Source organism: Nostoc sp. NMS8, from assembly GCF_017115045.1.
Taxonomy (GTDB): Bacteria; Cyanobacteriota; Cyanobacteriia; order Cyanobacteriales; family Nostocaceae; genus Nostoc.
This window is the reverse complement of sequence record NZ_JABXKK010000116.1, coordinates 127,367-149,222: the sequence shown is the minus strand read 5'-3', so window position 1 is coordinate 149,222 and position 21,856 is coordinate 127,367. Positions and strand designations below refer to the sequence as shown.

Here is a 21,856-nt window from a genome sequence, read left to right as displayed (position 1 = left end):
CTCCCTGCTCCCCACTCCCTAATTCCTTGCTACCAAAACACTTACAGCCGCAGCTAAAGATGTCCCACACCAATGACAGCCAATTTGTAGATTCTCTCCTGGGGAAACTTTATGACATTTGGGGCATTCTAAGCCATAAACTCCTGCTGGCGGTGGTGCGAAGGGTGTTGGTGGATGGTGGTGATGTCCGATGTTTACTGGTGGATGGGGTGGCAGCAAAATTGTTGCTGGAATGCTACCCGTCGAAACGCTAGTAACATTGAGTTTTATTTGTCCCAAAGTGATACTAGTGCCCTCACTTAAAGGCATTTCACCTTGGACTAATTGCCGTCCATCGACAACGGGGGGATTTTGCGATCGCAAATTTCTAATATAAAAGCGCTGTTGCTGGTGATGAAAAAAGATTTCAACGTGCAGTCCAGAGACGGTGGGATGACTCAGAACAATATCGCACCGGAGGGGGTCGCGACCGATGCGGACAGTGCCAGGATTTTGACTTGGCTGTTGCTCGTAAATATTCTGAGTTTTATCTTGACCTGCATCATGCCACTGTAAAGTTAGTGCGTTCATTGTTCTAACTTTGTAAATCGTATTTAGCTACTTCAACATCTTCCTGTGCGATTCCTAACACGATTGAGTAGGTGGAAGCAAGTATTTAGAAAAAACTTCAACAAGCTTTATCTGTCCGATGCTAATTTATCAGCAATGCGTGTAGTTTCAGGCAGACGATATTTTGGCGTGCAGCGTAATACATAGTCAATCGCTGTCGGTAAGCTAATTCGATGACCACTGGAGATGTAGAGAGGTTTTACTCCTGTGCGCGATCGCAAAACAGCCCCAACGGTTTCACCCTCATATATCAGTGGTTGCGTACTGCCTTTGGTTTCTGCCAATTCTTCATGTTTCCCTAACAACCTGGACTTAGCGACACCAATTGTTGGCATATCTATAAGTAAACCTAAATGGCTAGCTATACCTAATCTGCGGGGATGAGCAATTCCCTGACCATCACACAGGATGATATCAGGTGTTGTTTTAATTTTTTCTAGAGCATCGAGAACGGCTGGAATTTCCCGAAATGAGAGAAACCCAGGAACATAAGGAAAGGTCGTAGGACGATGTGCTAGGCTTGTCTCAATTACTTGCAAATCAGGAAAACTCAATACTGCGACAGCTGCACGGCTAATGGTTCCATCAGCTTCAAAACCCATATCTACTCCAGCAACGTACTGGATAGGTTCTTGTAGTTGATCCTCAGTAATTACTCGATTTCGCAGCGTTTCTTGGATAACTATCGCTTCTTCTAGCGTCGATGGCCAAGCATGATCTCGATAAAACTTCATATTGTTGAAAATTGGAAGTAAACTGATTAATCAATCTTGTTAATTTGGCAAGCACAAAAACACTAGTTTTTGATGTTGATATAGGGAAATATAATTTTTGTAAAAATCTGTGTAAAGACTATCTTTATACTAAATATTTTAGCTCAGATTAGCTGAGATTTTGCATCATAATGTTACTTAAGGCTGTCAAGAGGGAATCCTGAGAATATAAGTTTATTTTCCGAGATTTTTCTTTTAGTGGTTATGACACAGCCAAATATTCTCAAACTTGCAAAGCAGGGAGATGCAGATGCGATCGCATCTCTGATGAACCGCCACCTACACCCCAAAAGGATCAATGCAAAAGTTGCCTTTAATGATGCTTGCTTAGAGGTAATACTAGAATCTACCCAAGTACTAAATCAGCAAATTTTAGTTGCATTTATCCGCAAAGGTTTAACAGCTTTAGGGGCTGCATCTGTTGAAATAGTCAAAGTTTATGGACAACAAACGGGTAAGGATTTTCCAGATTGGAGTAAAGAGTTTGATTTGGGTATAGAAGAAGCTGAAATAGAAGCGGTAGAGAATGAACAGTCTTACAGTAATCTTCAAAATTTAACTATTTGTATTAACTTAAGTGGCGATACCGCACAAGGATTAACAAACCAAGATTTTGAATTTATTGCTAATCAAATCAGCACCGATATTTTATCATCTTCTACTAACGTTTTTATTCAAAAAGTAAGTATTAGTAATGGTAGCTCTGTAATTACAAAGGAACGTTAATGTTTAATTTATCTTGTGCGGAGAGAAAGCCTAAAATCCGGGCTTTTGTAATAATTTTAATAAATATATGTAAATTTTAAATATAGGCTGGAAAGATTTTCAAAATGTTGCTTTTACCTGTAAATAGGGAATCCTGAGATAGAACCCACATTCCGCAGATGTGACTGAGATTATTGATATTTTTGAAAAATCCCAGCCATAAAAATTTTATCTACCTAATTTTTTTGATTGAATTTAACTTTATCTGCTCAAAAATAGAGCATATTAAGTAAATTAATTTTACGAGTTTTGAAAAGAATGAGAGTGTATAATTAATTATTTAAACTATACATCTGGTGTCTGCTACACTACATCTGCTTAACTTAACAGTCACACTGATAATATTGTGCCGCTTGCGACATATTAAATTGTAATAGCTTTTCCTCTCCCAACTTGTATCGCAAACTGGGCTTAAAAGGCGAAATATTCAAACTGCGAATAATTTCTGACGCCACAGCCTTTGCTAGTAGCGGTGGTACAGAGTTACCAACTTGCCGAAATCCGTGCCATTTCGTTACATGAAATCTAAACCAATCTGGGTAAGAATGCAATCTTGCTGCTTCCCTGACGGTGACACACCGGGGCGTAGATGGATGAATCGGTCTTGGAGATGTGAAAGAACCCCTATACCTGTCTGTTCCGGCCCTTAAAGTATTGCAGACACCAGCAGGATGTAGCTTATGAAAACGACTAATTTTTTCTCTCTCGCCTTGTTGAGTATCCTGAAAACGTTTAATAGTTTCCGCAGAATGTTTTGTTCTTAAACTTGAAGAAAGTATTCGCAAGTCATATTCACGTTTATAAGAATAATCATCATCTAGGCACTTAAGACCACGAAGTACAAGAGCATATTTACTAGGTTTTTCGTATTCTGCTACAACCCAATCTCTTGTTAATAATTCAGGATATTTTTCTATTTCAGGTAAATCTCTAATTGCATCCCATACTGTAGGACTCGATGGAATATCAGATATTTTTTTAGAATTTAAATTATTTAGCAGTGCTTGTTTAGTAATCGGCTGAGGGTATCTTGGTAACTCTACATCTTCCCTTGCACCTATCAGAAATAATCTCTCACGAGATTGTGGTACTTCGTAATTTGCAGCATTGAGAATTTGGTAATTTTCTTCTACTTTATAGCCGTGAATTCTAAACTCGCTAATTAAAGTTTGGAGGATTTGTTTATGTTCGCCAACTGTGATACCCCGAACATTTTCCATCACAAAGAATTTCGGTTTTAGCTCAAAAACCAGCCGATGAAAGTGAAATACCAAAGAATTTCGTGGGTCATCAACAGCCCGTTTACCAATTAGAGAAAATCCTTGACATGGTGAGCCACAAATTACCACATCAATCTCGCGATCGCCAATCTTAGAGCGATTCCTAATTTCTTCCCCGGTTATATCCACAACACTTTTACATAACACTGAGCAATAAGGAAAGTTAAATTCATGTGTTGCACAGTGGATCGGGTCAATTTCCACAGAGGCTAGCACATCAAAACCAGCTTGTTCAAAGCCAAGAGTCATACCACCCGCGCCAGCGAACAAATCAACTGCGATCGCTCTTTGTTTTTTCATCTCATAAGCCATGACACCTCTTTGGGGATTGGGGATTGGGTATGACGTATTAAATATAGAAAATTTTCCTAGTCCCCAGTCCCCAGTCCCCAGTCCCCAGTCCTTGGCAACATTTGCAAAATTTCTAGAGCAGCGCGATCGCACACCCCAACTTCCCCTAAACATCGCCGCATTTCTTCATAATCTAGCAAAGTTTGCTCTCTACGACTGGGATTGAGTAGTAATTCCATTGCTGCTTGGATAATATTTTCTGCCGTAGCTTCCTCTTGTAAAAATTCTGGCACAATGGGCTTCATCACTACTAAATTAGGTGGCGATGCAAAGCTTATAGAACCTTGGAGGATTTTACGAGCTATCCAAGCAGTTAGGGAACTGAGGCGGTAAACTACAACTTGCGGCACGTTTAACAAAGCAAGTTCCAGGTTGACAGTACCAGATTTGCTAATGGCTAAATCAGCCGCAGCAAAAACTTCCTTTTGTTGAGCTAATAGAACTGTAGCCCGTAAACCGTAACGCTTAATAGCCTTTTCAATTGGCTGTCTATAGACTTCCAGCGACAGGGGAATCCAGAAACGAACTTTAGGTAATTTAGCTTGAATAGTTTGAGCAGCTTCAAAAATAATTGGTAAAAGATATTTTAGTTCTTGGTGACGAGAGGCGGGGAGAAGTGCGATCGCAATCTCTTCTGGCGCAATCCCCAGGGTTGCACGGGCTGCTTCCCGACTAGGAGCATCCTGCATCCGGTCAAGCAAAGGATGCCCTACCCAACTAACTTCTGCCCCTTTCTCACGAAAGTAACGGGCTTCTTGTGGAAAAATTGCCAACAGCTTATCTGTAAAACCAACAATTCGGTTAGTATTACGCACATTGATCGACCAAGCCCACTCTTGGGGAGCGATGTAATACACCACAGGTACATCTGGTAAATGTCGTTTCATGTAAGTCCCAATTCCCAGATTCGGACTCATGTAGTCGATTAGTATCACTAAATCAGGTGGATTTTGCTTTAAGGAAGCGATCGCTTGACGTTGCACCTGGAGAGTCGGTAAAAGATAAGGTAGCCCTTCTAGAATACCCATTGAGCCAATACTGCTAGTATTACCTAGCAGAACTGCTCCAGCCTCTACCATTTTCTCGCCTCCCAGCGCCACAATCTCTAATTCCAACCCAATCGCCCCAGCTTGACGCTTCAGCGCTGAAATTAGCAGCGATCCTTGTAAATCGCCAGATACTTCGCCAGTGCTGATAAATATCCGCATTTGATAATTAAAGTTAGAAGTTAGGAATTAAAAGTGAGGAGTTAGCAGTTAAAAGTTAGGAATGAGAGTGAAGAGTTAAAAAATTTAATTTATCAACTCATAACTCATAACTCCTAACTTCTAACCCCTAACTCACGATTCATCACTCACGCCTTTTTTCCCTTTACCAGGAATTAAGCCACGCCTTCCTGGCATCTGAGAAAGTAGCAGAAAACGGCGTAGATGCTGCAACTCTTCGCTATCCCCTAAAAATTCCAACTTTTCCAAGGCATCCTTAAAAGACAAATCAGAACGGTAGAGAATGCGGAAGGCTTTTTTCAGCGTCAGTAAATCTGCTGAATCCATACCAGACCGTTTGAGTCCGACAAGGTTAAGGGTTCGTACCCGCGCTGGATTTCCTTCCACCAGCATATATGGGGCCACGTCCCGATCAATACGTGCCATACCTCCCACCATTGCGTGTCTACCAATACGCACAAATTGATGGACACCTAAAACCCCACTCAGCCTAGCGCGTGACTCTATATGAACATGACCAGCCAACGCCACAGAGTTAGCAATCACTACTTGGTCTTCAATCACGCAGTTATGAGCCACATGGACATAAGCCATCAGTAGATTGCCATCACCAATTACCGTTGCTTCACCAGCACCAGTAGCGCGGTTAATAGTAACGTACTCACGAATCAAATTGTTATCACCAATTTTGACCCAGGTTGGTTCTCCCACAAACTTGAGATCCTGGGGTTCCATACCGATGGCTGCACCTGTAAAAATCTGATTTTGCGCCCCAATTTCACAAGGCCCCTCTAGCACTGCATGAGCGCCGATTATTGTTTCAGGGCCGACTTTGACATGCGCTCCAATCACAGCATAGGCACCGACTTGCACTGTATGGTGGAGTTCCGATTTCGGATGAATTACAGCAGTTGGATGAATTAGCGTTTTCAAGGGTGAATCTCCAGAACTGTCTTGATAAGCCAGCGCCGGGCCGGGTTTCTGGGCAGTGTATGACTCTCTTAAAAAGAGTTAGTTATACCAACTGCCGTCCCATCGAGGCGACTGACATTGTTGAGCGTGAAGTATTTTCAGTGAACGAAAGTGCCGGGCAAAGCAAGTTAAGTGTGTTTGTGAGTGCGTCTCGTAGAGAGGGCGGCAAAAATCAAGAAATTATCAGATGCTAGTGTGGATTTTTTGACTGTTATCCTTTTTCAGAATGCAGTAGGGGCATTTCACGGCTATGCCCACACCACGAAAGCAAACTTTTAGTTAACTAGAGAAAACATTAATTCCCCTTCACAAGCAAGTTGACCGTCAACTTCGGCACGACCTTGCATCTTACCGAAACGACGTTGTTTTACCCATAACAGTTCCACCGTCATTACTAGTTGATCTCCCGGTATGACCTGGCGACGAAAGCGGACTTTATCGATACCAGCGAAGACAAACAGTCTATCTTCTACCGGAGACATTTGAGTTAAGACAATGCCCCCAACTTGTGCCATTGCTTCGACAATTAACACCCCTGGCATCAGTGGACGCCCAGGGAAATGTCCTTGAAAATAGGGTTCGTTGATAGTGACATTTTTAACACCAACAGCTTTTTTACCTGGAACGTAGTCAATTATTTTGTCTACAAGTAAAAATGGGTAGCGGTGGGGTAGTAATTTCTGAATTTCTTCAGATGTGAAAGTTGTTTTAATCTCAGAACTGATTTTAGTCTCATTTATAGCCTGTGGTTCGGTAGATGTAGTCGTATCGATCGTATTCACTTCAGTGAGGATTGACATTGGCCGTGTAGTTGATTTTTCATCTGAAAGTTGAGTAGGCAGCCGTATATCCAAAGTCTTATTAATCCTAGATTTTAGGCTTTAGTTTGAATCTAAAATCTAAAATCCCAAATCTAAAATTCTTTGAGCCAGTTGAATGTGTAAATTATGACTGGCTTTATACGCCAAGAAATGAGCGCGAGGAAAAGTTCCTAGTAAACTTAAATCTCCTACTAAATCCAAAATTTTATGACGGGCTGGCTCATTTGCAAATCTCAATGGTGGATTTAGCCAGCCTTCAGGCCCACAAACGAGTGCATTATCCAAACTGCCACCTTTAATTAACCCTGTTTTTTGTAAGTGTTCAATTTGATGCAGTAACCCAAAAGTACGCGCAGGAGCAATTTCCACAGCAAAGCTAGCAGAAGTTGTTCCTTGTTCAGCTGTTAGTGACCAACTATGCCATTGATTACCAATGGCTGGTAGGTCAAAATCAATACCGTAACTAAACCGGGTTTCTGGTGCTGGGAGGGCAGATACAAAAGCATCTCCTTCATAGATCCATAAGGGTTCTGTAATAGCCAACGGAACTTGGTTATTAACGGGTTGTGATATTAAGCCAACTTGGGCAATGTTGGCTGTCCACACACTTGCTGAACCATCTAAAAGTGGGACTTCTGGGCCATCAATTTCAATTCGGGCATTATCCACGCCCATACCCGAAAGTGCTGCTAACAAATGCTCTACCGTGCGAACAGATATCTCACCCTTACCCAACTGAGTTGAGAGAACGGTGTGGCTAACTGCTGCAACTTGGGCTGGAATGATTGGCAAATCCGGTAAATCTACCCGCACAAAGTAGCGTCCACTTCCCGCCTCCGCTGGTAGTATCCGCACTTGGGTATTCACACCGCTATGCAGTCCCACCCCTATTTGGGTGATTTGGGCTGCTAGAGTGTGCTGCTGCATAGCCGAAAAGTCAATATATTTCCTTTAGTATTGTTCATCATCTGTTTTGGTAAAATCCCTGATATTCCCCGAAAAATGTCATTAATCCCTTTATCGGAACAGTATTGAGGTAAATGTAAAAATTAGCAAGCTAATCCAAAAAAGTTAATTGTCCTTTGTCCTTTGTCAGCTGTCCTTTGTGATTCACTAATGACTAACGACAAATTAAAACCTTTCGCCAATACCGAAATTAATCCGACTGTCACCATCATCGTTGATACCGTAGTCAATGCGAATTGGCCCCAGTGGAGACTGGACGCGAACGCCAAGACCATAGCCGAAACCACTACCATTTTTGTTCAACACTTCAGCGGCTCTAGTACTAGTTCCCAAGTCACTACCGAGATCAAAAAATAGTGCGCCGCTGACTACTGAAAAAACTGGAAACCGATACTCAACTGATGCTTGCACATAAGAGCGTCCACTACCTAATGCTCCTTCTTCATAACCACGAACGGAGTTGCTACCCCCAAGGGTAAAAGCTTCGTATGGAGGCAAGTCACCAAGGATGGTTCCTGCTTGCAGGTTAAATGCTAAGGTTTGTGCCCCTTTGCTGAAACTAAGCAGCTTGATGGGTAAATATTGGCTGTAGCTACCCCGGAATCTGGTAAGGAAAATGTTGCCTAGTCCGACGGGAACCGACTGATCAATTCCGAAGCGGAGATAAGAACCGCTAGTGGGTTGCAGGGGGTTATTACGGAGATCGCGCTGTGCCCCCACTTGCAGCAGTAGTAAATCGTCTTGACCTCCTGGAGACAGGGTAAGTGGAATTTCGATTGGTTGACCGTTGCTGGTGGGGTTTCCATTCTCATCGAGAGGAATTCCATTATCATTGAATACCGCTCCTGTTTTTTTGAGATTGCCATCGGCATCACGGGCGGAAACTCGCTGATACTGTATACCTGCCGAGGCAGTCCAGACGGAAGTTTTGTAAGGATTGGAGGATAGTGGACGGGTAAAGGTAACACCGCCACCTATACGGAGAATGCGGGGGCGATCCTGAGAATCTTCATTAGTGGGATTAGCTGGGTCAAATGTCCTAACATCTTCATCTTTGCCATCAAAAATCAACGAAATAGAACTACGGCGGAAAATATTGGTTGTGTAGGAAGTCCGGTAAGGATCTCCCGCAATCCAGGGGTCAGTATACCGCAGGTCAAACAGCAGTTCTCGTTCTCCCACCTGTACTTCTGCGCCTAGTTTTTGGTTCCTACCGTTCAGGTTTTGCTGTTGATAGCTTACTGTTCCAAAAAGTCCGCTAGCAGAACTAATCCCTGCCCCAGCTGCAATCGAACCACTGCTGCGTTCAGCTACATTTACTACTACATCTACCTTACTGGGGTCAGTACCAGGGTCAAGGGACACATTTACATCTTCAAACAGTCCCAACCCATACACACGCTGTAGGTCTTTTTGTACTGTGTTGCGATTGAATACTTGTCCTGGCTTCAATTCTACTTCTCGTGTAATGATGTAATCTTGTGTCCGTCCCCGAATCGGTTGTCCTTTCTCGTCTGTCTCTTGACCATCTTTATTGCGGAACCGGACTCTAATATTTTCTACTACCCCTTCTGCTACTTGCAAGGTAACAACTCCGTTTTCAGAGACTTGTGGCGCTCCAATCACGTTGGCTAGCACGTAGCCTTGGTCTTGATACCGCTTGTTTAACTGTTTGATGCCTTCTTGCAAGTCACGCAAGTTGAGGATTTTGCCATACTGCTCACGAAAAACTTCATCCACAGTATTAGCTGGTAGTACAGAAGCGACACCAGTGCCAGGATTGGCTTGCACTTCTACCTTGCTGAGGACAGGGTTAGGCTGCACTACAAAGCTGACTCGCACTCCCAAGGGGGTATCTTCTGGCGTTGCTTGGACGTTGGAGAAGAAGCCAGTACCAAAAATGGCGTTAATATCTTCTTGCAGTTGGCTGCGGGTTGTGGTTTGCCCTGGTTGGGTACGAATTACTTTGTAAACTTGGCTTTCTAGTTCTGGTGATAGTTGCCCAGCTTGCGATCTAACTAGTACTTCCGACACCAGTACGCGGGGGTCATTAGCTTCTGGGGCTGTGTTGGGTTGAGTATTTCCCGGAGTTGTCGGTGGGTTAACATTCTGCGGACTGGGAGTAGCGCCTGGGCGTGGGGCAGGTGTTCTTTGTTGATTACCTGGGAATGGAATGTCTGGAGTACTTGATGGTTCTGGAGTTGTGGGTAATAAAGGTTCCGTTGTGGGTGGATTGACATTTTCTGGGACTGGAGTGGTCTCAGGAGTTGGGGAAGGCGCTGGTTGTTGAATTTCTGGAGGGGGAGACGGCTGTTGAGTAGGGCTGGGATTGAGTTGAGAGGTTTGTGCCGTTTTTGGTGTTGTAGAGGCTGACACTTTTACCCCTGGGGTTGTGTATGCGATACCTGCCGCAGGCATCGCTGCTGGATTGGCAGGATAAATTGCGATAACGCGGGATTGGGGACGCTCCCCTTCTATAACCCCTGTGGATTTAGATAGAGATTCTAGACTTTTACTAGAGTTAAGCTGACCAGTGTCTTTTTCTGGCTGCTGATTTGTTTCTAGTGTGAAAACTTCTGTTGTCTGTTTTGAACTGTTGGCGGTTTCGGCATTTGCACTCAATGAACCACCCAAAGGGGCTGCAATTGCCACTGCTGCCAGCAATACGGGGGATAAACGCATTTTACTTATATTCCTCTTCACGACCACACACACCATCACAAATAGTCATTAGTTCATTGGTCATTAGTCATTGGTGAATAACAAAGGACAAATGACAATCCACACGAGTTTAATTTATTTTTGCTCACTTAATTATTACTCTCTACTGCTTTTAGCACTCTTTGTAAAACCTCCTGGTAGGCATCCTCTACTTTTCCTAAGTCCCGACGAAAGCGGTCTTTGTCCATTACCCGGCGGTTTGAGTCTTCTTCTGCGGTATCCCACAAACGGCAGGTGTCGGGGCTAATTTCATCTGCCAAGAGCAACTGCTGTTGTGAGTCCAAACCAAACTCTAGTTTGAAGTCTACTAGGGTAATGCCGCACCGCTGCCAAAATTTATTCAGAAATTCATTGATTTGCAATGCTAGATGTGTAATTGCGTCTACTTGTTCCGCAGTCGCTAGTTCTAGCAGGTACAGGCGATCGCGTGTCAACAAAGGATCTCCTAACGGATCGTTTTTGTAATAAAACTCAACCAAAGGCTGTTTCAGAATTGTACCCACTGGTAATCCTGTTTGCTGACACAGACTGCCAGCAGCAATATTTCTGATCACCACTTCTAAGGGGAAAATCTTGACTGCCCTCACCCGCATCTGATTTGGGGCAGGGCTGTCGATAAAGTGAGTCTTTATACCATAAGCCTCCAACTGTTTAAAAAGCTGGCTGGAAATGCTACAATTTATCTCTCCTTTACCTTGGATACTGCCACGCTTTTGGGCGTTAAACGCCGTGGCATCGTCCTTAAAATCAGCCAACAAGACTTCCGGTTCGTCCGTTGTATAGAGAATTTTCGCTTTGCCTTCGTATAACTTGGAATTAACAGACATGGTGGCAGGTAAAGTTTTAGGCGATGGACAAAAGTTGTCCTCTGAGGCTTCACCATTTTATCTTTAGTTATTAACTATTAGCCATTGGTGATTATTTTAATGAGGGAGAAGAATTTTCCCCTCTGCACCCCGCCCCTGTGCCTCTTTCCAATGCCCAATGCCTAATGCCCTCTTGTTGGTCATTCTTCAGTAGCTAGTTGCTAGAGATTTAGTTCTGAATCTCTAACTTTTAATAGAGGACAATTTGCTTTTCTGCATAGTATATTTACTTAAGTAAGTTTATTAAAATAATTGTCATTATTATTGCAAATATAATTTTGCTAAAATATCTGGGTATGTTTTATCATGTATCTAATTGTTTCGAGTGAAGTTGATTACAGTTTGAACTTCATAAATATAAGATGAGATAAATTGACAACTGGGAGGAAAGTCAAATATTCTCTCTGGTTACTTTAGCAGAAGGTTTTTTGTAACATTTACAACAAAAATATTTTAAGCTTTATCCTCTAGTCTCAAAATCTAAATTAACCAATTCCTAGATCACCAATTGGAAAAGGATTTGGATGATTGGGTTCACCCCAGTCTGACAAAAGAAAGATTAGGTTAGCTAGTGATTCAGCTTCAAAGATTCAAATAGAAGGAGAATTGAATAAATTGGAGAATAAAATAGTGAACAAGGATGATTTTCTCTTCCCTCGTGGTCGCTACTACGGTCAGGTAAAGCCAGAAAACTTGGTTTTTAATGCAAATTTACAGGAATTTGCTCAACGTGTCAGCTACATTTGCAACTTAGAAACAGGTGGAAAACTACCTCCAGGTTCAGCTTACGAACAAATAAAGGATCTATGGAAACAGTTGAAACGCTCAAAAAAAGAGCTAGGAATTGGCGAAGATCCGTTTCAGGATGATCAGGGAGAGGCTAAAGATTGAAGGAGGGACGCACGGAATTGGGCGTTGGTCAAAGGGAGAATGACTAATAATTACTTAGTAAGCATTGTCCATACACCATCCCAGGACTCTGGAGGCGGAGTTTGTTGATAATTACGCGCACGTTCTAGGTGCATATTAACAGCTTGGTCTTGGGGTTGGATGCCTTTGGCGGCTTCAAAACAGGCGATCGCTTGTGAGAAGTTGCGTGATAAATAAGCAGCGCGTCCAGTATGATAGTGAAATAGAAACTCTTGAATGTTGACATCTAGGGGAGTATTGCGATCGCCAATTAACTCGTAGATATTCACCGCTTGGTGTTTCCCTTTGACTCGAATTTTATCTAACTGGCGCACCCAAATGCGATCACTGCATAATTGGTAAGTAAATTCGCTTAAAATAATATCACAACCGTAATCCTTTGTTACCGCTTCTAAGCGCGAACTCAAATTTACACCATCTCCAATTACGGTGTAATCCATTCGTTTACGGGAACCAATATTACCCGAAACCACATCCCCAGAACTAATCCCAATACCAATATTAATTTGTGGTTGCGCCTGGATAATTCGCCGTTGGTTAAATTCCTCCAAGCGTTGCCGCATATCTAACGCGGACTGTACAGCCCTCCAAGCATGATTTTCTGTAAGTGGTAGCGGCGCACCAAATACCGCCATTAAGGCATCTCCAATAAATTTATCGAGAGTACCTTCGTGGTTAAAAACCGCCTCCACCATCGTTTCAAAATACTGATTTAGCAGCAATACCACCTCAGCTGCACCAAGATTTTCTGTAAGTGTTGTGTAGCCTCGGATATCAGAAAACAAGATGGTTACTTCTTTGCGCTCACCTACCATTAAAGCATCTTCCCCCAGAGCCATCACTTGTTCAGCGACATGAGGCGTTAGGTAGCGAGACATGGTAGTTTTCATCCGTTTTTCCTGACTGATGTCTTCCAACACCACCAAACCACCGCGTACACCGCCTTCTGGGTTAGTCAGGGGATTAACAGTGAGATTAGTACTGCGCTCTAATATTTGTACCTCATCAGCAGTGAGAAACTCAGATTGGGGAATAAGGGGTTGATTCCAGGGAATGAAAATATCGGGGTTAGTGCGATCGCGTACTGCTAAAATTGAGTGGTGAGTCCTGAGAGTCTCACTTTTAACTCCTAACTCCTCACTCATAACTTGGTATAGTCCCACCATCAAACTTTGCTCTGGCACATAATGTTTAGCTCCAGTTTTGAGACTATCTTCTAGTCGCATTTGGAGATTTTCAATCGGCACAACTTCCCAAACTAAGCGACCAATCAAATTTTGTTCCCACAAAAGCTTGTTGTTCTTGCTATTAGCGTCTCCTATCGGACAACCTAGCAACTCCAATGCTGCATCATTAATCGTGACAATTTGTCCTGCCATATCTGTAGAAATCACGGCATCTGACAGACTTTGTAAAATATCTTTTTGATACTGTTTTTCTAACAGCACATTTTCAAACAGACGAGCATTTTCTAAGGCAATTCCTGCTTGATTATTAAAAGCCCGCATAAACTCTTCATCAGAAGCAGTAAAACTCCCTTGTTGCTTATTAATTAATTGCGTAACGCCAATTAATTCATTTGCAGAATTAAATACTGGCAAACACAGAATATTGCGAGTTACATAGCCAGTTTTTCTATCTGTCGTTGGGTCAAAACGGGGGTCTTTGTAAGCATCAGAAATATTTAAGGCTTCACCCGTGGAAGCTACATATCCAGCAATACCACGGTTAGCAGAAATGCGGATTTCTATCAAGTTTGTGCCATCTGCCGCCGCTGCCACTTTCGTCCAGAGTTCACTCATCTCTTTACGATATAAAAATAGTGTGCTGCGGTCTGCCTGCATGAGAATTCGGGCTTGTTCCATGACTATCTGCAAAGTTGCTTCTAAATCCAGACTTTGCCCTAGTGTCTGAGTTGCCCGTAACAAAGCTGTTGCGCCTCTTTGATTACGAGCAGCGACATAAAAAGATTGGCAGGTTTCTAGAATAATACCAATAGAAGCGGCAAAGTCTCGAAACCGTTCTTCATCATCATGATTAAACGGAACATTCCCGGTTTTATTAGCTAGTTGCACTACCGCTACAGTCTTGTTTTTGCTACTAATAACAGGCATACATAAAATGTTACGTATTTTGTAGCCCATTTGTTTTTCAAGCTCTGGGCTAAATAGCGGATGAGTATAAGTTTCAGATATATTGAGATATTGACCTGTACTCGCAACATGACCAGGGATACCCACTGTAATGGGAGTACGAATTTCTAAGAATTTTTGAGTATTATCTTGAGGAACTTTTGACCACAATTGACCTTTGTCATAGTCAACTAAAAAAATAGCTGTATGTTCTGCTTGGAGAATTTGACCGATTTTGAGTGTGATGGCTTCTAATACTTTCTCCAACATAGTTTCTAGAGCTTCATTATTGATTAGTTCAATAGCTCTCAGAAATTGTTGGAACTCAGCAGTTATGAAGTCAAGTAAGCAAACAAATTCGTTAACAGATAAGTCTTTAACGCGACGCAGTAAGGCGTGAGTACGATTAACTTGAGTTAATTCAGTTAATGTAGCCAAGACGCTGCCAGGGTTGGGGAGTGTCACGTCGCTTCGCTCCGAATTAAAAATTCAAAATTCAAAATTAATAATCCCCATAAATAAATGAGCTTGTATCATGAGTCTGTTTCAGTCATGGGAATTTTAGATTTTAGATTTTGGGCATGGGGCGGCATTGGGGGTTAGAAGTGCTAAGTGCTGAGTTAGGAGTTTTGTTTATCTCCCTCATCCCCCCACTCCCTACTCCCTACTCCCCGATTTTCCCAACTGTTGAGAAAACTATCACTTTTTGATAGTAATCTTGTAGCTGACTAGTGGCAGCTGCCCAACCCCAACTTTCTGCTTCCTGGCGAGCATTTTTACGGATGATATCTCGTTGTTGTTTTTGTTCCAAGAGGCGAACAGTAGCAGCTAATGCCCCTTGAATATCTGCTGTTGGCTCAAAAAGATATCCATTTACGCCATCTGTCACAATATCAGGAATTCCCCCGGAACGGGCTGCTACCACTGGACAGCCAGCAGCCATCGCTTCTAGTAATACTAAGCCCAGTGTTTCTGTACGGGAAGGAAAGATAAAGGCATCAGCACTCGCAAAGGCAGAACCTAATTCTTGCCCCATAAGATACCCCACAAAATAAGTATTTGTGCCAGCAAAGTGTTTTTGCAATGCTTGACGGTGGGGGCCATCCCCAACCAATGCTAACCGCCCTTGGGGAATTGCTTCTAAAATTGGTTTGATGCGCTCAATTTCTTTTTCAGCCGAAAGCCGCCCAACGTAAAGTAGTAATGGACTTTCTGGATGATTTTGCGATAAGCGCGATCGCATCTCTACACTAGCTAAATCGGGGTGAAATAATTCTGTATCTACCCCGCGCTGCCATAAATCTACACGTTCAATACCGTGTGCTGTCAGTTCCTCAACCATTGCTGTGGAGGTACACAGATTCAAAGCTGCTTGATTATGAGCGCTTTTCAGTAATTCCCAAAGAAACCCTTCTAACATAGCCAAACCGTAATGTTGGAGATATTGGGGTAAATGGGTATGATAAGACGCTACTAAAGGGATTTTGAGGATTTTGCTATAAAATATACCTGCTAAACCTAAAACTGCTGGATTGACGACATGAATAATATCAGGCTTAAACTCTTCTAAAACATAACCAATAGCTGGGCGGGGTAATGCCATTTGCAATTCTGGATACAATGGCAAAGGAAAGCCAGTAACACCATAAACTTTAGCGCCTTTGTGTTCTGTGATGCCTCCATCTGGGGCAATCACCAACACTTGATTACCACTGCGCTGTAGATGGTCAACAGTATGACGTAGGCGCGTTACAATGCCGTCAACCTTGGGTAAAAAGGTTTCGGTAAATAGAGCAATTCTCATAAAAAACTATTCAGTCCAGGCAGATAATCTCAGCTTTGCTTGCGTTTCGCTATCAAACACAGAATAGACTCTCTCCTGTGGTGTAATCAACTCTGCACAGTCAGATTTAATATTTTGGCGCTGTTTTTGTACAAAGTCCGAGATGTCCTCAATGTTCACAATCCAATCTTTGGATAAGCAGCTAGTACTTCACCACGTAATCCAAACTGAATAGCGCGTCTTTCTAATTTTGTCCCAGATGGGTTATGGTCTGGATCCCATTGTAGGCGGACTTGCGATCGCTTCAATGCTCTTTGCCATGTACTTTTATCGGGATAAAGTTCTGGAACGTAGCTGGAATGAACAGCCGCCACTAAAATTTCATTAAAAGCCGAACGCTTCAGCCAAATAGCTAACACTACCTCTTGTCCATTTTGTGTGCCCCATCCAGAACGATATATCATCCAGAGGAAGTTAGGTTTTATCCAACTCATACGGTCAAAACTAAACTCACCACCAAAATAACCGTAGGTGGCGGCGAAGTTACCAATAGATGGACGATACGCAGAGTAAACAACAATTGAATGGTCGTCATATTGTGCTAAAACATGACGACCATTTTTAGGCCAATTACTGACTTGAGTTAAATAAGGTTCTGTTATCAGCCGCACGCAGAGTTTACCCTAATTTCTGTGCCAAGAGACTTTAGGCAGAATTTGTTTGCGATCGACTCGTTCTTGATACTTGATGGCAAAGTTTAACAGAGAATCAAGTAGAGAATCAGAGAGTAAGTGAGGCTGTAAGCCTAAATCGAGCAATTTAGTATTTTTCGCGTTGAAGTAATGTTCTTCTTTCTCAACTCTGGGATTATCTAGGTGATTGATTTCTACGTTCAATCCGATAGCGTTACCAGCTTTTTTTACCATCAATGCCAATTCGCCAACGCTGAATAGTTCGGTAAATTGGTTAAATACGCGGAATTCTCCAGCTTGAGCAGGGTTAGCGATCGCTAATTCCACACACCTTACTGTATCCCGAATATCCAAAAATCCGCGAGTTTGTCCACCTTTACCGTAGACAGTTAACGGATGTCCAATTGCTGCTTGAATACAAAAGCGGTTCAGCGCAGTACCAAACACACCATCGTAATCTAGCCGATTAATCAATAGTTCGTCTATCCCCGTTTCTTCAGTTAAAACGCCATAAACCACACCTTGATTTAAATCCGTTGCTCGCAATCCCCAAATCCGGCAGGCAAAGTGGATGTTATGACTATCATGGACTTTGCTTAAGTGGTACATTGAACCGGGCTGCTTGGGATAAGGTAAGGTATCCTTGCGTCCATTGTGTTCAATGGTGATATACCCTTCCTCGATATCAATGTTGGGTGTACCGTATTCCCCCATCGTCCCCAGCTTCACCAAATGACAGTCGGGGAAATCTTCGCGCATAGCGTACAGTAAGTTCAAAGTCCCAACTACATTATTGACCTGGGTAAGAACTGCATGTTCGCGGTCAATCATGGAAAATGGAGCCGAACGCTGTTCACCAAAATGCACTAGGGCATTTGGCTGAAATTGCTGTAATGTTTTATGGAGAAATTCGTAATTTGTAATATCGCCGATGAACAAGTCAATCGATTTACCTGTCAAATCTTGCCAGCGCTGGAGGCGTTGCTGAATTAGTGCGATGGGAGTAAGAGTTTCGACACCAAGTTCATTATCCCAGTGCCGCCGCACCAAACTATCTAAAATTCCAACTTCATAACCTCGATTGGAAAGGTAAAGAGCAGTTGCCCAACCGCAATATCCATCACCACCAATAACCAGGACTTTCATCTTCACTAGTTTTTACTCGCTGATAGCTAAATTTATCAGGTTTCTGTACCCTCTCAATCATCATTCTGAGGGAGATGTGGATTTTAGGCATTGGGTTGGGTATGGAGAAGAGGCAGAGGGGCGGGGTGCTGCTCTTGCTGGGGGAAAACTCTTCTCCCTTGCTCCCTGCTCCCTTGCTTTTTCATCTCCCTTATCCCCATGCCCCATAACTCAAGACTTCGTAATCCGATACTGTTGGGCAATGTAATAAAACAAACGATAGTAATCTTGAAATTTTTGGCTATTGCTTCGTCCCCGCAAATAGTATTTCACTTGACCCTGAGTTAGTGTCAGTGTCATCGAACCTACTTGTCGATCAACTTCTACAACTACCACCCCAGATACTCCTTGGGTGGTTTGAAAATTGGGTTTTATCTTTTTCACCGACTCTTGATCTGTAACAATCGAATTTGGTAACTGATGACTTGCCCATCCCCGAATTTCCACTGAGTTATCCTGTGATGAAATAAACGCAATTCCATCATCATTTGCTGGGGCTGCTAAAGGAGTCCAGTTACTCGGATATGGAAATTCAAAGCCATAACGAGAGTTAGTATAAGTCTTCCAAGCGATCGCTCCAGCGTTAAAATCATTCGCAGTACAACCCCACAGGATTATTAGCAGGGCAATGACTCCGCTAACGCTGGCGGCAAACCGATAAATTCTTCGCCCCAAACTACAAGTTTTATTAGCAGTAGCCATTTACTTACATATTTTGCCAAGATCAATACCTTGCACTAAAAAAGCACTCATTAAAAGTTCAATATTTTTTCAGGATATTTACCATTCTCTTTTAAGCTCTCAGTAGAGAAGCTTATAAAGAGTGCTTTATCAGACGGTTTATGTACAATGCATCTCAGACAGTCGAGCTAACTTTAGAGCTTTTTCACTTCCAAACCAACACATCTTTACAATTTCCAGCCAATCTTTCGGTAATTTGCATCGGTAAGCCAAATGACCCAAAACCACCTGATATTGATGTTTCTGGCTTATCAGGTTCGGATGTGGTGTCTCGCATTCACGCGCAAATTTGGATAAATGGGGATCTGGCATTTCCTGTAGATATCAGTTGTTTACAACCGGAAAGGTATTCAACTTTAATCCGCTGACGCTCCAAATCACTAGAAAATAAGCCAAGTCCGGCAATCATTACTTTATTGTTGTTGGTTTAGCGATCGCTAATTCCCTGTTTCAGCCTGATTCATTAGCATCTCATCTCCAAATGTAAATAAATGTAACGAAACTGCCGTTAAAACGTTTTACTGTCTTGACAAGCAAGAAAAGAACCGATAACTTGATATACATACCCGGGTAAGACCGTTAAAGAGTTATATGCAAACGCAAACTAAGCAAAAGGTTACTTTGTATTTATCGTCAGAGTTGCACAGAAAACTGAAGATTCGTTCAGCAATCGATTCCGAGCCAATGTCAGAACTTGCCGAGCGTGCCCTTGGTTTTTACCTGTCTAATCAAGAATTAGTTGAAGAGTTAGAAGATTCGAGTTATGGGCGGACTCATAGAGTCTATTCATGCCCGAGTTGTGATAGCTCACTAGTATTACGTGATGGGGAACTGGTTACTTTAGGCAATCAACCAGGAGTAGTTGGTCAAGAGCATCTTTCTATTGATGAGATGGATGAAGATGAAACCAATCCCAAGGGCGAGGAAGAGTTAGTTCCTTGCTAAATAGATATTCATGATTTGGTTGTCTTTACCAGAAGCAATGTCTCTACTGTCTCTATAAGGTCTCAAGTAGGTCGAAGTATGAAAGAAGAGCTCAGTATCCTAATTCAAGCTCAATACCCTTTAATCTACCTTGTGACCTCCGAGGAAGAGCGGGCCGAGCTAGCAGTTTCAACAATCGCCCAGGATTTAAAGCCCCAGCGCCGAGTATTTATTTGGACAGTAACACACGGGATTGTCGAGTATGGTCAACCCCGAAATGTCACCCAACATAATACCGTGTCTCCAGAGGCAGCGATTGAGTGGATAATTCGGCAGAAAGAACCAAGTATATTTATTCTTAAAGATTTACACCCCTTTATAGATGCGCCTGCAACAAATAGATCGTTACGTGATGCGATCGCTAGCTTTAAAGGTATGCAAAAGAACATCATTTTGATGTCACCGATGCAACAGGTACCAATAGAGTTGGAAAAAGAAGTTGTTGTTATCGATTTTACACTGCCAGATATGGCAGACTTGAATAAAGTACTGACTTATCATATAGACCAAAATCGTGGTCGGCGCTTGACAACAGAGGCTAGAGAAAAACTTCTCAGAGCAGCTTTGGGTCTAACTAAAGATGAAGCTGAGAAAGTCTACCGTAAGGCACAGGTAACTAAAGGGCGTTTGACGGAAGATGAAGTAGACATTGTTTTATCTGAGAAAAAGCAACTAATTCGGCGCAATGGAATCTTAGAATACATCGAAGAAGATGAAACCATTGATGCTGTAGGTGGCTTAGAAGAGTTAAAAAGATGGCTCAAGCAACGCTCTAACGCTTTTACAGAAAGAGCTAGAGAGTATGGTTTGCCTCAACCAAAGGGGATGTTAATTTTAGGAGTTCCCGGTTGTGGTAAATCATTAATTGCTAAAACTACTTCCCGACTGTGGGGTTTACCACTGTTGCGGTTAGATATGGGGCGAGTCTACGACGGCTCAATGGTGGGACGAAGTGAGGCAAATCTGCGAAACGCCCTGAAAACAGCAGAATCTATTTCCCCAGCGATTTTGTTTATCGATGAATTGGATAAATCCTTTGCTGGTAGCGGAGGTTCATCTGATTCTGATGGGGGGACTTCAAGTAGAATCTTCGGCTCCTTCCTCACATGGATGCAGGATAAGAAATCACCAGTGTTCGTGATGGCAACCGCCAACCGAGTAGAACGCTTACCTGGCGAATTCTTGAGGAAAGGACGCTTTGATGAAATATTCTTTGTCGATCTGCCAACACCGGAAGAACGGCAACACATTTTCAATATTCACCTGACGAAACGCCGTGAAGACATCTCTCGATTCGATCTTGAGCAACTAGCCAAGATGTCTGATGGCTTTTCTGGGGCAGAAGTTGAGCAAGCGATCGTTGCGGCAATGTATGAAGCTTTTGCCCAAGATCGGGAGTTCACCCAACTAGATATTATTGCTGCACTGAAGGCAACATTGCCGCTGTCTCGAACGATGCAAGAACAAGTAACGGCTCTGAGAGATTGGGCCAGACAGCGTGCGCGCCCCGCAGCATCCTCCGTAGCTGAATATCAGCGAATGGAGTTTTAAAAGCTTTCCTCTGCCATCCCAGGGGGAAAGGCTAGCAGAAAATGCTAGCAGTTTTAAGAAAAGCCGCATCCTGTTAAGCGCGGCTTCGCCCAAAACAAACCGTTGTCGTTTTTCTCAATCTTCTCATTGGAGGAAACCCAAATGTCTCACTTTAGCACCCTGCGTACCAAAATCACCGATGCCGAAATCCTCAAGGCTTCCTTGCGCGACCTCGGTATCAGCGTAAAGACTGAAGCTGATGTCCGTGGTTATAACGGCCAGCGTGTCCGTTCTGACATCGTTGCCGTGTTGGAAGGCGAATATGACCTCGGCTGGTCTCGCAATAGTGATGGTTCTTTTGACCTAATCGCTGACTTGTGGGGCGTTGCTAAGAAGCACAACCAAACCGAGTTGATCAACTCAATCAACCAAAAGTATGCCGTTAACAAAACTTTGGCTGAAGTAAAACAGCGCGGTTTGCAAAACGCCAATGTGAAGTTGGTATTGCAATAACAATTTCTCTGCGCGT

The 21,856-nt window shown here is 42.9% G+C and carries 22 protein-coding genes; 7 read left to right on the top strand and 15 right to left on the bottom strand.

Annotated features, from left to right (window positions below; all coding sequences use genetic code 11):
- Positions 1 to 18: 18 nt before the first annotated feature.
- Entirely contained in the window at positions 19 to 570 is a 552-nt protein-coding gene (locus HWQ39_RS31640; RefSeq protein ID WP_292853907.1) for an FHA domain-containing protein, read from the bottom strand.
- A gap of 107 nt (positions 571 to 677) precedes the next feature.
- Positions 678 to 1,343 carry a deoxyribonuclease V gene (nfi, locus tag HWQ39_RS31635; RefSeq protein ID WP_292853906.1) on the bottom strand — a complete coding sequence of 222 codons (666 nt, stop codon included), beginning with the start codon at positions 1,341 to 1,343 and terminating at the stop codon, positions 678 to 680.
- 243 nt (positions 1,344 to 1,586) lie between these two features.
- On the opposite strand from nfi, the gene HWQ39_RS31630 reads away from it, so the two are divergent.
- Positions 1,587 to 2,108, top strand: coding sequence for a hypothetical protein (locus HWQ39_RS31630; RefSeq protein ID WP_292853905.1), 522 nt, complete (start codon positions 1,587 to 1,589; stop codon positions 2,106 to 2,108).
- 362 nt (positions 2,109 to 2,470) lie between these two features.
- Here HWQ39_RS31630 and HWQ39_RS31625 read toward each other — a convergent pair whose 3' ends face one another.
- The 3 genes from HWQ39_RS31625 to lpxA form a co-directional block, all read right to left on the bottom strand.
- The gene (locus HWQ39_RS31625) at positions 2,471 to 3,739 is read right to left on the bottom strand and encodes a DNA cytosine methyltransferase (protein ID WP_292854024.1); all 1,269 of its coding nucleotides are present in this window, start codon (positions 3,737 to 3,739) and stop codon (positions 2,471 to 2,473) included.
- A 56-nt stretch (positions 3,740 to 3,795) separates the two neighbouring features.
- Positions 3,796 to 4,986 carry a lipid-A-disaccharide synthase gene (gene lpxB, locus HWQ39_RS31620; protein ID WP_292853904.1) on the bottom strand — a complete coding sequence of 397 codons (1,191 nt, stop codon included), beginning with the start codon at positions 4,984 to 4,986 and terminating at the stop codon, positions 3,796 to 3,798.
- A gap of 132 nt (positions 4,987 to 5,118) precedes the next feature.
- Entirely contained in the window at positions 5,119 to 5,937 is an 819-nt protein-coding gene (gene lpxA, locus HWQ39_RS31615) for an acyl-ACP--UDP-N-acetylglucosamine O-acyltransferase (RefSeq protein WP_292853903.1), read from the bottom strand.
- Between the two features lie 59 nt (positions 5,938 to 5,996).
- Here lpxA and HWQ39_RS31610 point away from each other — a divergent pair, with 59 nt between their 5' ends.
- Positions 5,997 to 6,170: a hypothetical protein gene (locus tag HWQ39_RS31610; protein WP_292853902.1), complete on the top strand. Its 174-nt coding sequence runs from the start codon at positions 5,997 to 5,999 to the stop codon at positions 6,168 to 6,170.
- Between the two features lie 81 nt (positions 6,171 to 6,251).
- Here the strand turns inward: HWQ39_RS31610 and fabZ are convergent, their stop codons facing one another.
- The 4 genes from fabZ to purC all read right to left on the bottom strand — a co-directional run bounded on the left by fabZ (position 6,252) and on the right by purC (position 11,311).
- Positions 6,252 to 6,776 (bottom strand): 3-hydroxyacyl-ACP dehydratase FabZ, encoded by a 525-nt coding sequence (gene fabZ, locus HWQ39_RS31605; RefSeq protein ID WP_292853901.1) that lies wholly within the window; start codon positions 6,774 to 6,776, stop codon positions 6,252 to 6,254.
- Between the two features lie 99 nt (positions 6,777 to 6,875).
- Positions 6,876 to 7,724: a UDP-3-O-acyl-N-acetylglucosamine deacetylase gene (gene lpxC, locus HWQ39_RS31600; RefSeq protein WP_292853900.1), complete on the bottom strand. Its 849-nt coding sequence runs from the start codon at positions 7,722 to 7,724 to the stop codon at positions 6,876 to 6,878.
- 204 nt (positions 7,725 to 7,928) lie between these two features.
- Complete coding sequence (locus HWQ39_RS31595) at positions 7,929 to 10,445, bottom strand: BamA/TamA family outer membrane protein (protein ID WP_292853899.1); 2,517 nt, start codon at positions 10,443 to 10,445, stop codon at positions 7,929 to 7,931.
- 128 nt (positions 10,446 to 10,573) lie between these two features.
- A complete protein-coding gene (purC, locus tag HWQ39_RS31590) occupies positions 10,574 to 11,311 on the bottom strand; it encodes a phosphoribosylaminoimidazolesuccinocarboxamide synthase (RefSeq protein ID WP_292853898.1) in 738 nt (245 codons plus the stop codon).
- A gap of 654 nt (positions 11,312 to 11,965) precedes the next feature.
- Between purC and HWQ39_RS31585 the strand changes: the two genes are divergently transcribed.
- Positions 11,966 to 12,241, top strand: coding sequence for a hypothetical protein (locus tag HWQ39_RS31585; RefSeq protein WP_292853897.1), 276 nt, complete (start codon positions 11,966 to 11,968; stop codon positions 12,239 to 12,241).
- 50 nt (positions 12,242 to 12,291) lie between these two features.
- On the opposite strand, the gene HWQ39_RS31580 is transcribed toward HWQ39_RS31585, so the two are convergent.
- The 6 genes from HWQ39_RS31580 to HWQ39_RS31555 all read right to left on the bottom strand — a co-directional run bounded on the left by HWQ39_RS31580 (position 12,292) and on the right by HWQ39_RS31555 (position 18,774).
- Positions 12,292 to 14,877 carry an adenylate/guanylate cyclase domain-containing protein gene (locus HWQ39_RS31580; RefSeq protein ID WP_292853896.1) on the bottom strand — a complete coding sequence of 862 codons (2,586 nt, stop codon included), beginning with the start codon at positions 14,875 to 14,877 and terminating at the stop codon, positions 12,292 to 12,294.
- Positions 14,878 to 15,076: 199 nt separating this feature from the next.
- Positions 15,077 to 16,216, bottom strand: coding sequence for a glycosyltransferase family 1 protein (locus HWQ39_RS31575; protein WP_292853895.1), 1,140 nt, complete (start codon positions 16,214 to 16,216; stop codon positions 15,077 to 15,079).
- Positions 16,217 to 16,222: 6 nt separating this feature from the next.
- Positions 16,223 to 16,375 carry a hypothetical protein gene (locus HWQ39_RS31570; RefSeq protein WP_292853894.1) on the bottom strand — a complete coding sequence of 51 codons (153 nt, stop codon included), beginning with the start codon at positions 16,373 to 16,375 and terminating at the stop codon, positions 16,223 to 16,225.
- Positions 16,372 to 16,866, bottom strand: coding sequence for a DUF4291 domain-containing protein (locus HWQ39_RS31565; RefSeq protein WP_292853893.1), 495 nt, complete (start codon positions 16,864 to 16,866; stop codon positions 16,372 to 16,374). The genes HWQ39_RS31570 and HWQ39_RS31565 overlap by 4 nt, the downstream gene beginning before the upstream one ends.
- 12 nt (positions 16,867 to 16,878) lie before the next feature.
- Complete coding sequence (locus HWQ39_RS31560; protein WP_292853892.1) at positions 16,879 to 18,033, bottom strand: NAD-dependent epimerase/dehydratase family protein; 1,155 nt, start codon at positions 18,031 to 18,033, stop codon at positions 16,879 to 16,881.
- Positions 18,034 to 18,243: 210 nt separating this feature from the next.
- On the bottom strand, positions 18,244 to 18,774 hold the full coding sequence (locus tag HWQ39_RS31555) for a hypothetical protein (protein WP_292853891.1): 531 nt from the start codon (positions 18,772 to 18,774) through the stop codon (positions 18,244 to 18,246).
- Positions 18,775 to 18,914: 140 nt separating this feature from the next.
- Between HWQ39_RS31555 and HWQ39_RS31550 the strand changes: the two genes are divergently transcribed.
- The 4 genes from HWQ39_RS31550 to HWQ39_RS31535 all read left to right on the top strand — a co-directional run bounded on the left by HWQ39_RS31550 (position 18,915) and on the right by HWQ39_RS31535 (position 21,840).
- A complete protein-coding gene (locus HWQ39_RS31550) occupies positions 18,915 to 19,181 on the top strand; it encodes a hypothetical protein (protein WP_292853890.1) in 267 nt (88 codons plus the stop codon).
- Positions 19,182 to 19,404: 223 nt separating this feature from the next.
- Complete coding sequence (locus HWQ39_RS31545; RefSeq protein ID WP_292853889.1) at positions 19,405 to 19,758, top strand: hypothetical protein; 354 nt, start codon at positions 19,405 to 19,407, stop codon at positions 19,756 to 19,758.
- Positions 19,759 to 19,836: 78 nt separating this feature from the next.
- Positions 19,837 to 21,348, top strand: a complete 1,512-nt coding sequence (locus HWQ39_RS31540) for an AAA family ATPase (protein ID WP_292853888.1) — start codon at positions 19,837 to 19,839, stop codon at positions 21,346 to 21,348.
- Positions 21,349 to 21,489: 141 nt separating this feature from the next.
- Positions 21,490 to 21,840, top strand: a complete 351-nt coding sequence (locus HWQ39_RS31535) for a DUF1257 domain-containing protein (protein WP_015136553.1) — start codon at positions 21,490 to 21,492, stop codon at positions 21,838 to 21,840.
- Positions 21,841 to 21,856: the final 16 nt, after the last annotated feature.

Coding starts and splice junctions, on each gene's coding strand:
- HWQ39_RS31640 (WP_292853907.1), bottom strand. CDS start 570: ATGAACGCACTAACTTTACAGTGGCATGATGCAGGTCAAGATAAAACT.
- nfi (WP_292853906.1), bottom strand. CDS start 1,343: ATGAAGTTTTATCGAGATCATGCTTGGCCATCGACGCTAGAAGAAGCG.
- HWQ39_RS31630 (WP_292853905.1), top strand. CDS start 1,587: ATGACACAGCCAAATATTCTCAAACTTGCAAAGCAGGGAGATGCAGAT.
- HWQ39_RS31625 (WP_292854024.1), bottom strand. CDS start 3,739: ATGGCTTATGAGATGAAAAAACAAAGAGCGATCGCAGTTGATTTGTTC.
- lpxB (WP_292853904.1), bottom strand. CDS start 4,986: ATGCGGATATTTATCAGCACTGGCGAAGTATCTGGCGATTTACAAGGA.
- HWQ39_RS31610 (WP_292853902.1), top strand. CDS start 5,997: ATGACTCTCTTAAAAAGAGTTAGTTATACCAACTGCCGTCCCATCGAG.
- fabZ (WP_292853901.1), bottom strand. CDS start 6,776: ATGTCAATCCTCACTGAAGTGAATACGATCGATACGACTACATCTACC.
- lpxC (WP_292853900.1), bottom strand. CDS start 7,724: ATGCAGCAGCACACTCTAGCAGCCCAAATCACCCAAATAGGGGTGGGA.
- HWQ39_RS31595 (WP_292853899.1), bottom strand. CDS start 10,445: ATGCGTTTATCCCCCGTATTGCTGGCAGCAGTGGCAATTGCAGCCCCT.
- purC (WP_292853898.1), bottom strand. CDS start 11,311: ATGTCTGTTAATTCCAAGTTATACGAAGGCAAAGCGAAAATTCTCTAT.
- HWQ39_RS31575 (WP_292853895.1), bottom strand. CDS start 16,216: ATGAGAATTGCTCTATTTACCGAAACCTTTTTACCCAAGGTTGACGGC.
- HWQ39_RS31560 (WP_292853892.1), bottom strand. CDS start 18,033: ATGAAAGTCCTGGTTATTGGTGGTGATGGATATTGCGGTTGGGCAACT.
- HWQ39_RS31555 (WP_292853891.1), bottom strand. CDS start 18,774: ATGGCTACTGCTAATAAAACTTGTAGTTTGGGGCGAAGAATTTATCGG.
- HWQ39_RS31550 (WP_292853890.1), top strand. CDS start 18,915: ATGTACAATGCATCTCAGACAGTCGAGCTAACTTTAGAGCTTTTTCAC.
- HWQ39_RS31545 (WP_292853889.1), top strand. CDS start 19,405: ATGCAAACGCAAACTAAGCAAAAGGTTACTTTGTATTTATCGTCAGAG.
- HWQ39_RS31540 (WP_292853888.1), top strand. CDS start 19,837: ATGAAAGAAGAGCTCAGTATCCTAATTCAAGCTCAATACCCTTTAATC.
- HWQ39_RS31535 (WP_015136553.1), top strand. CDS start 21,490: ATGTCTCACTTTAGCACCCTGCGTACCAAAATCACCGATGCCGAAATC.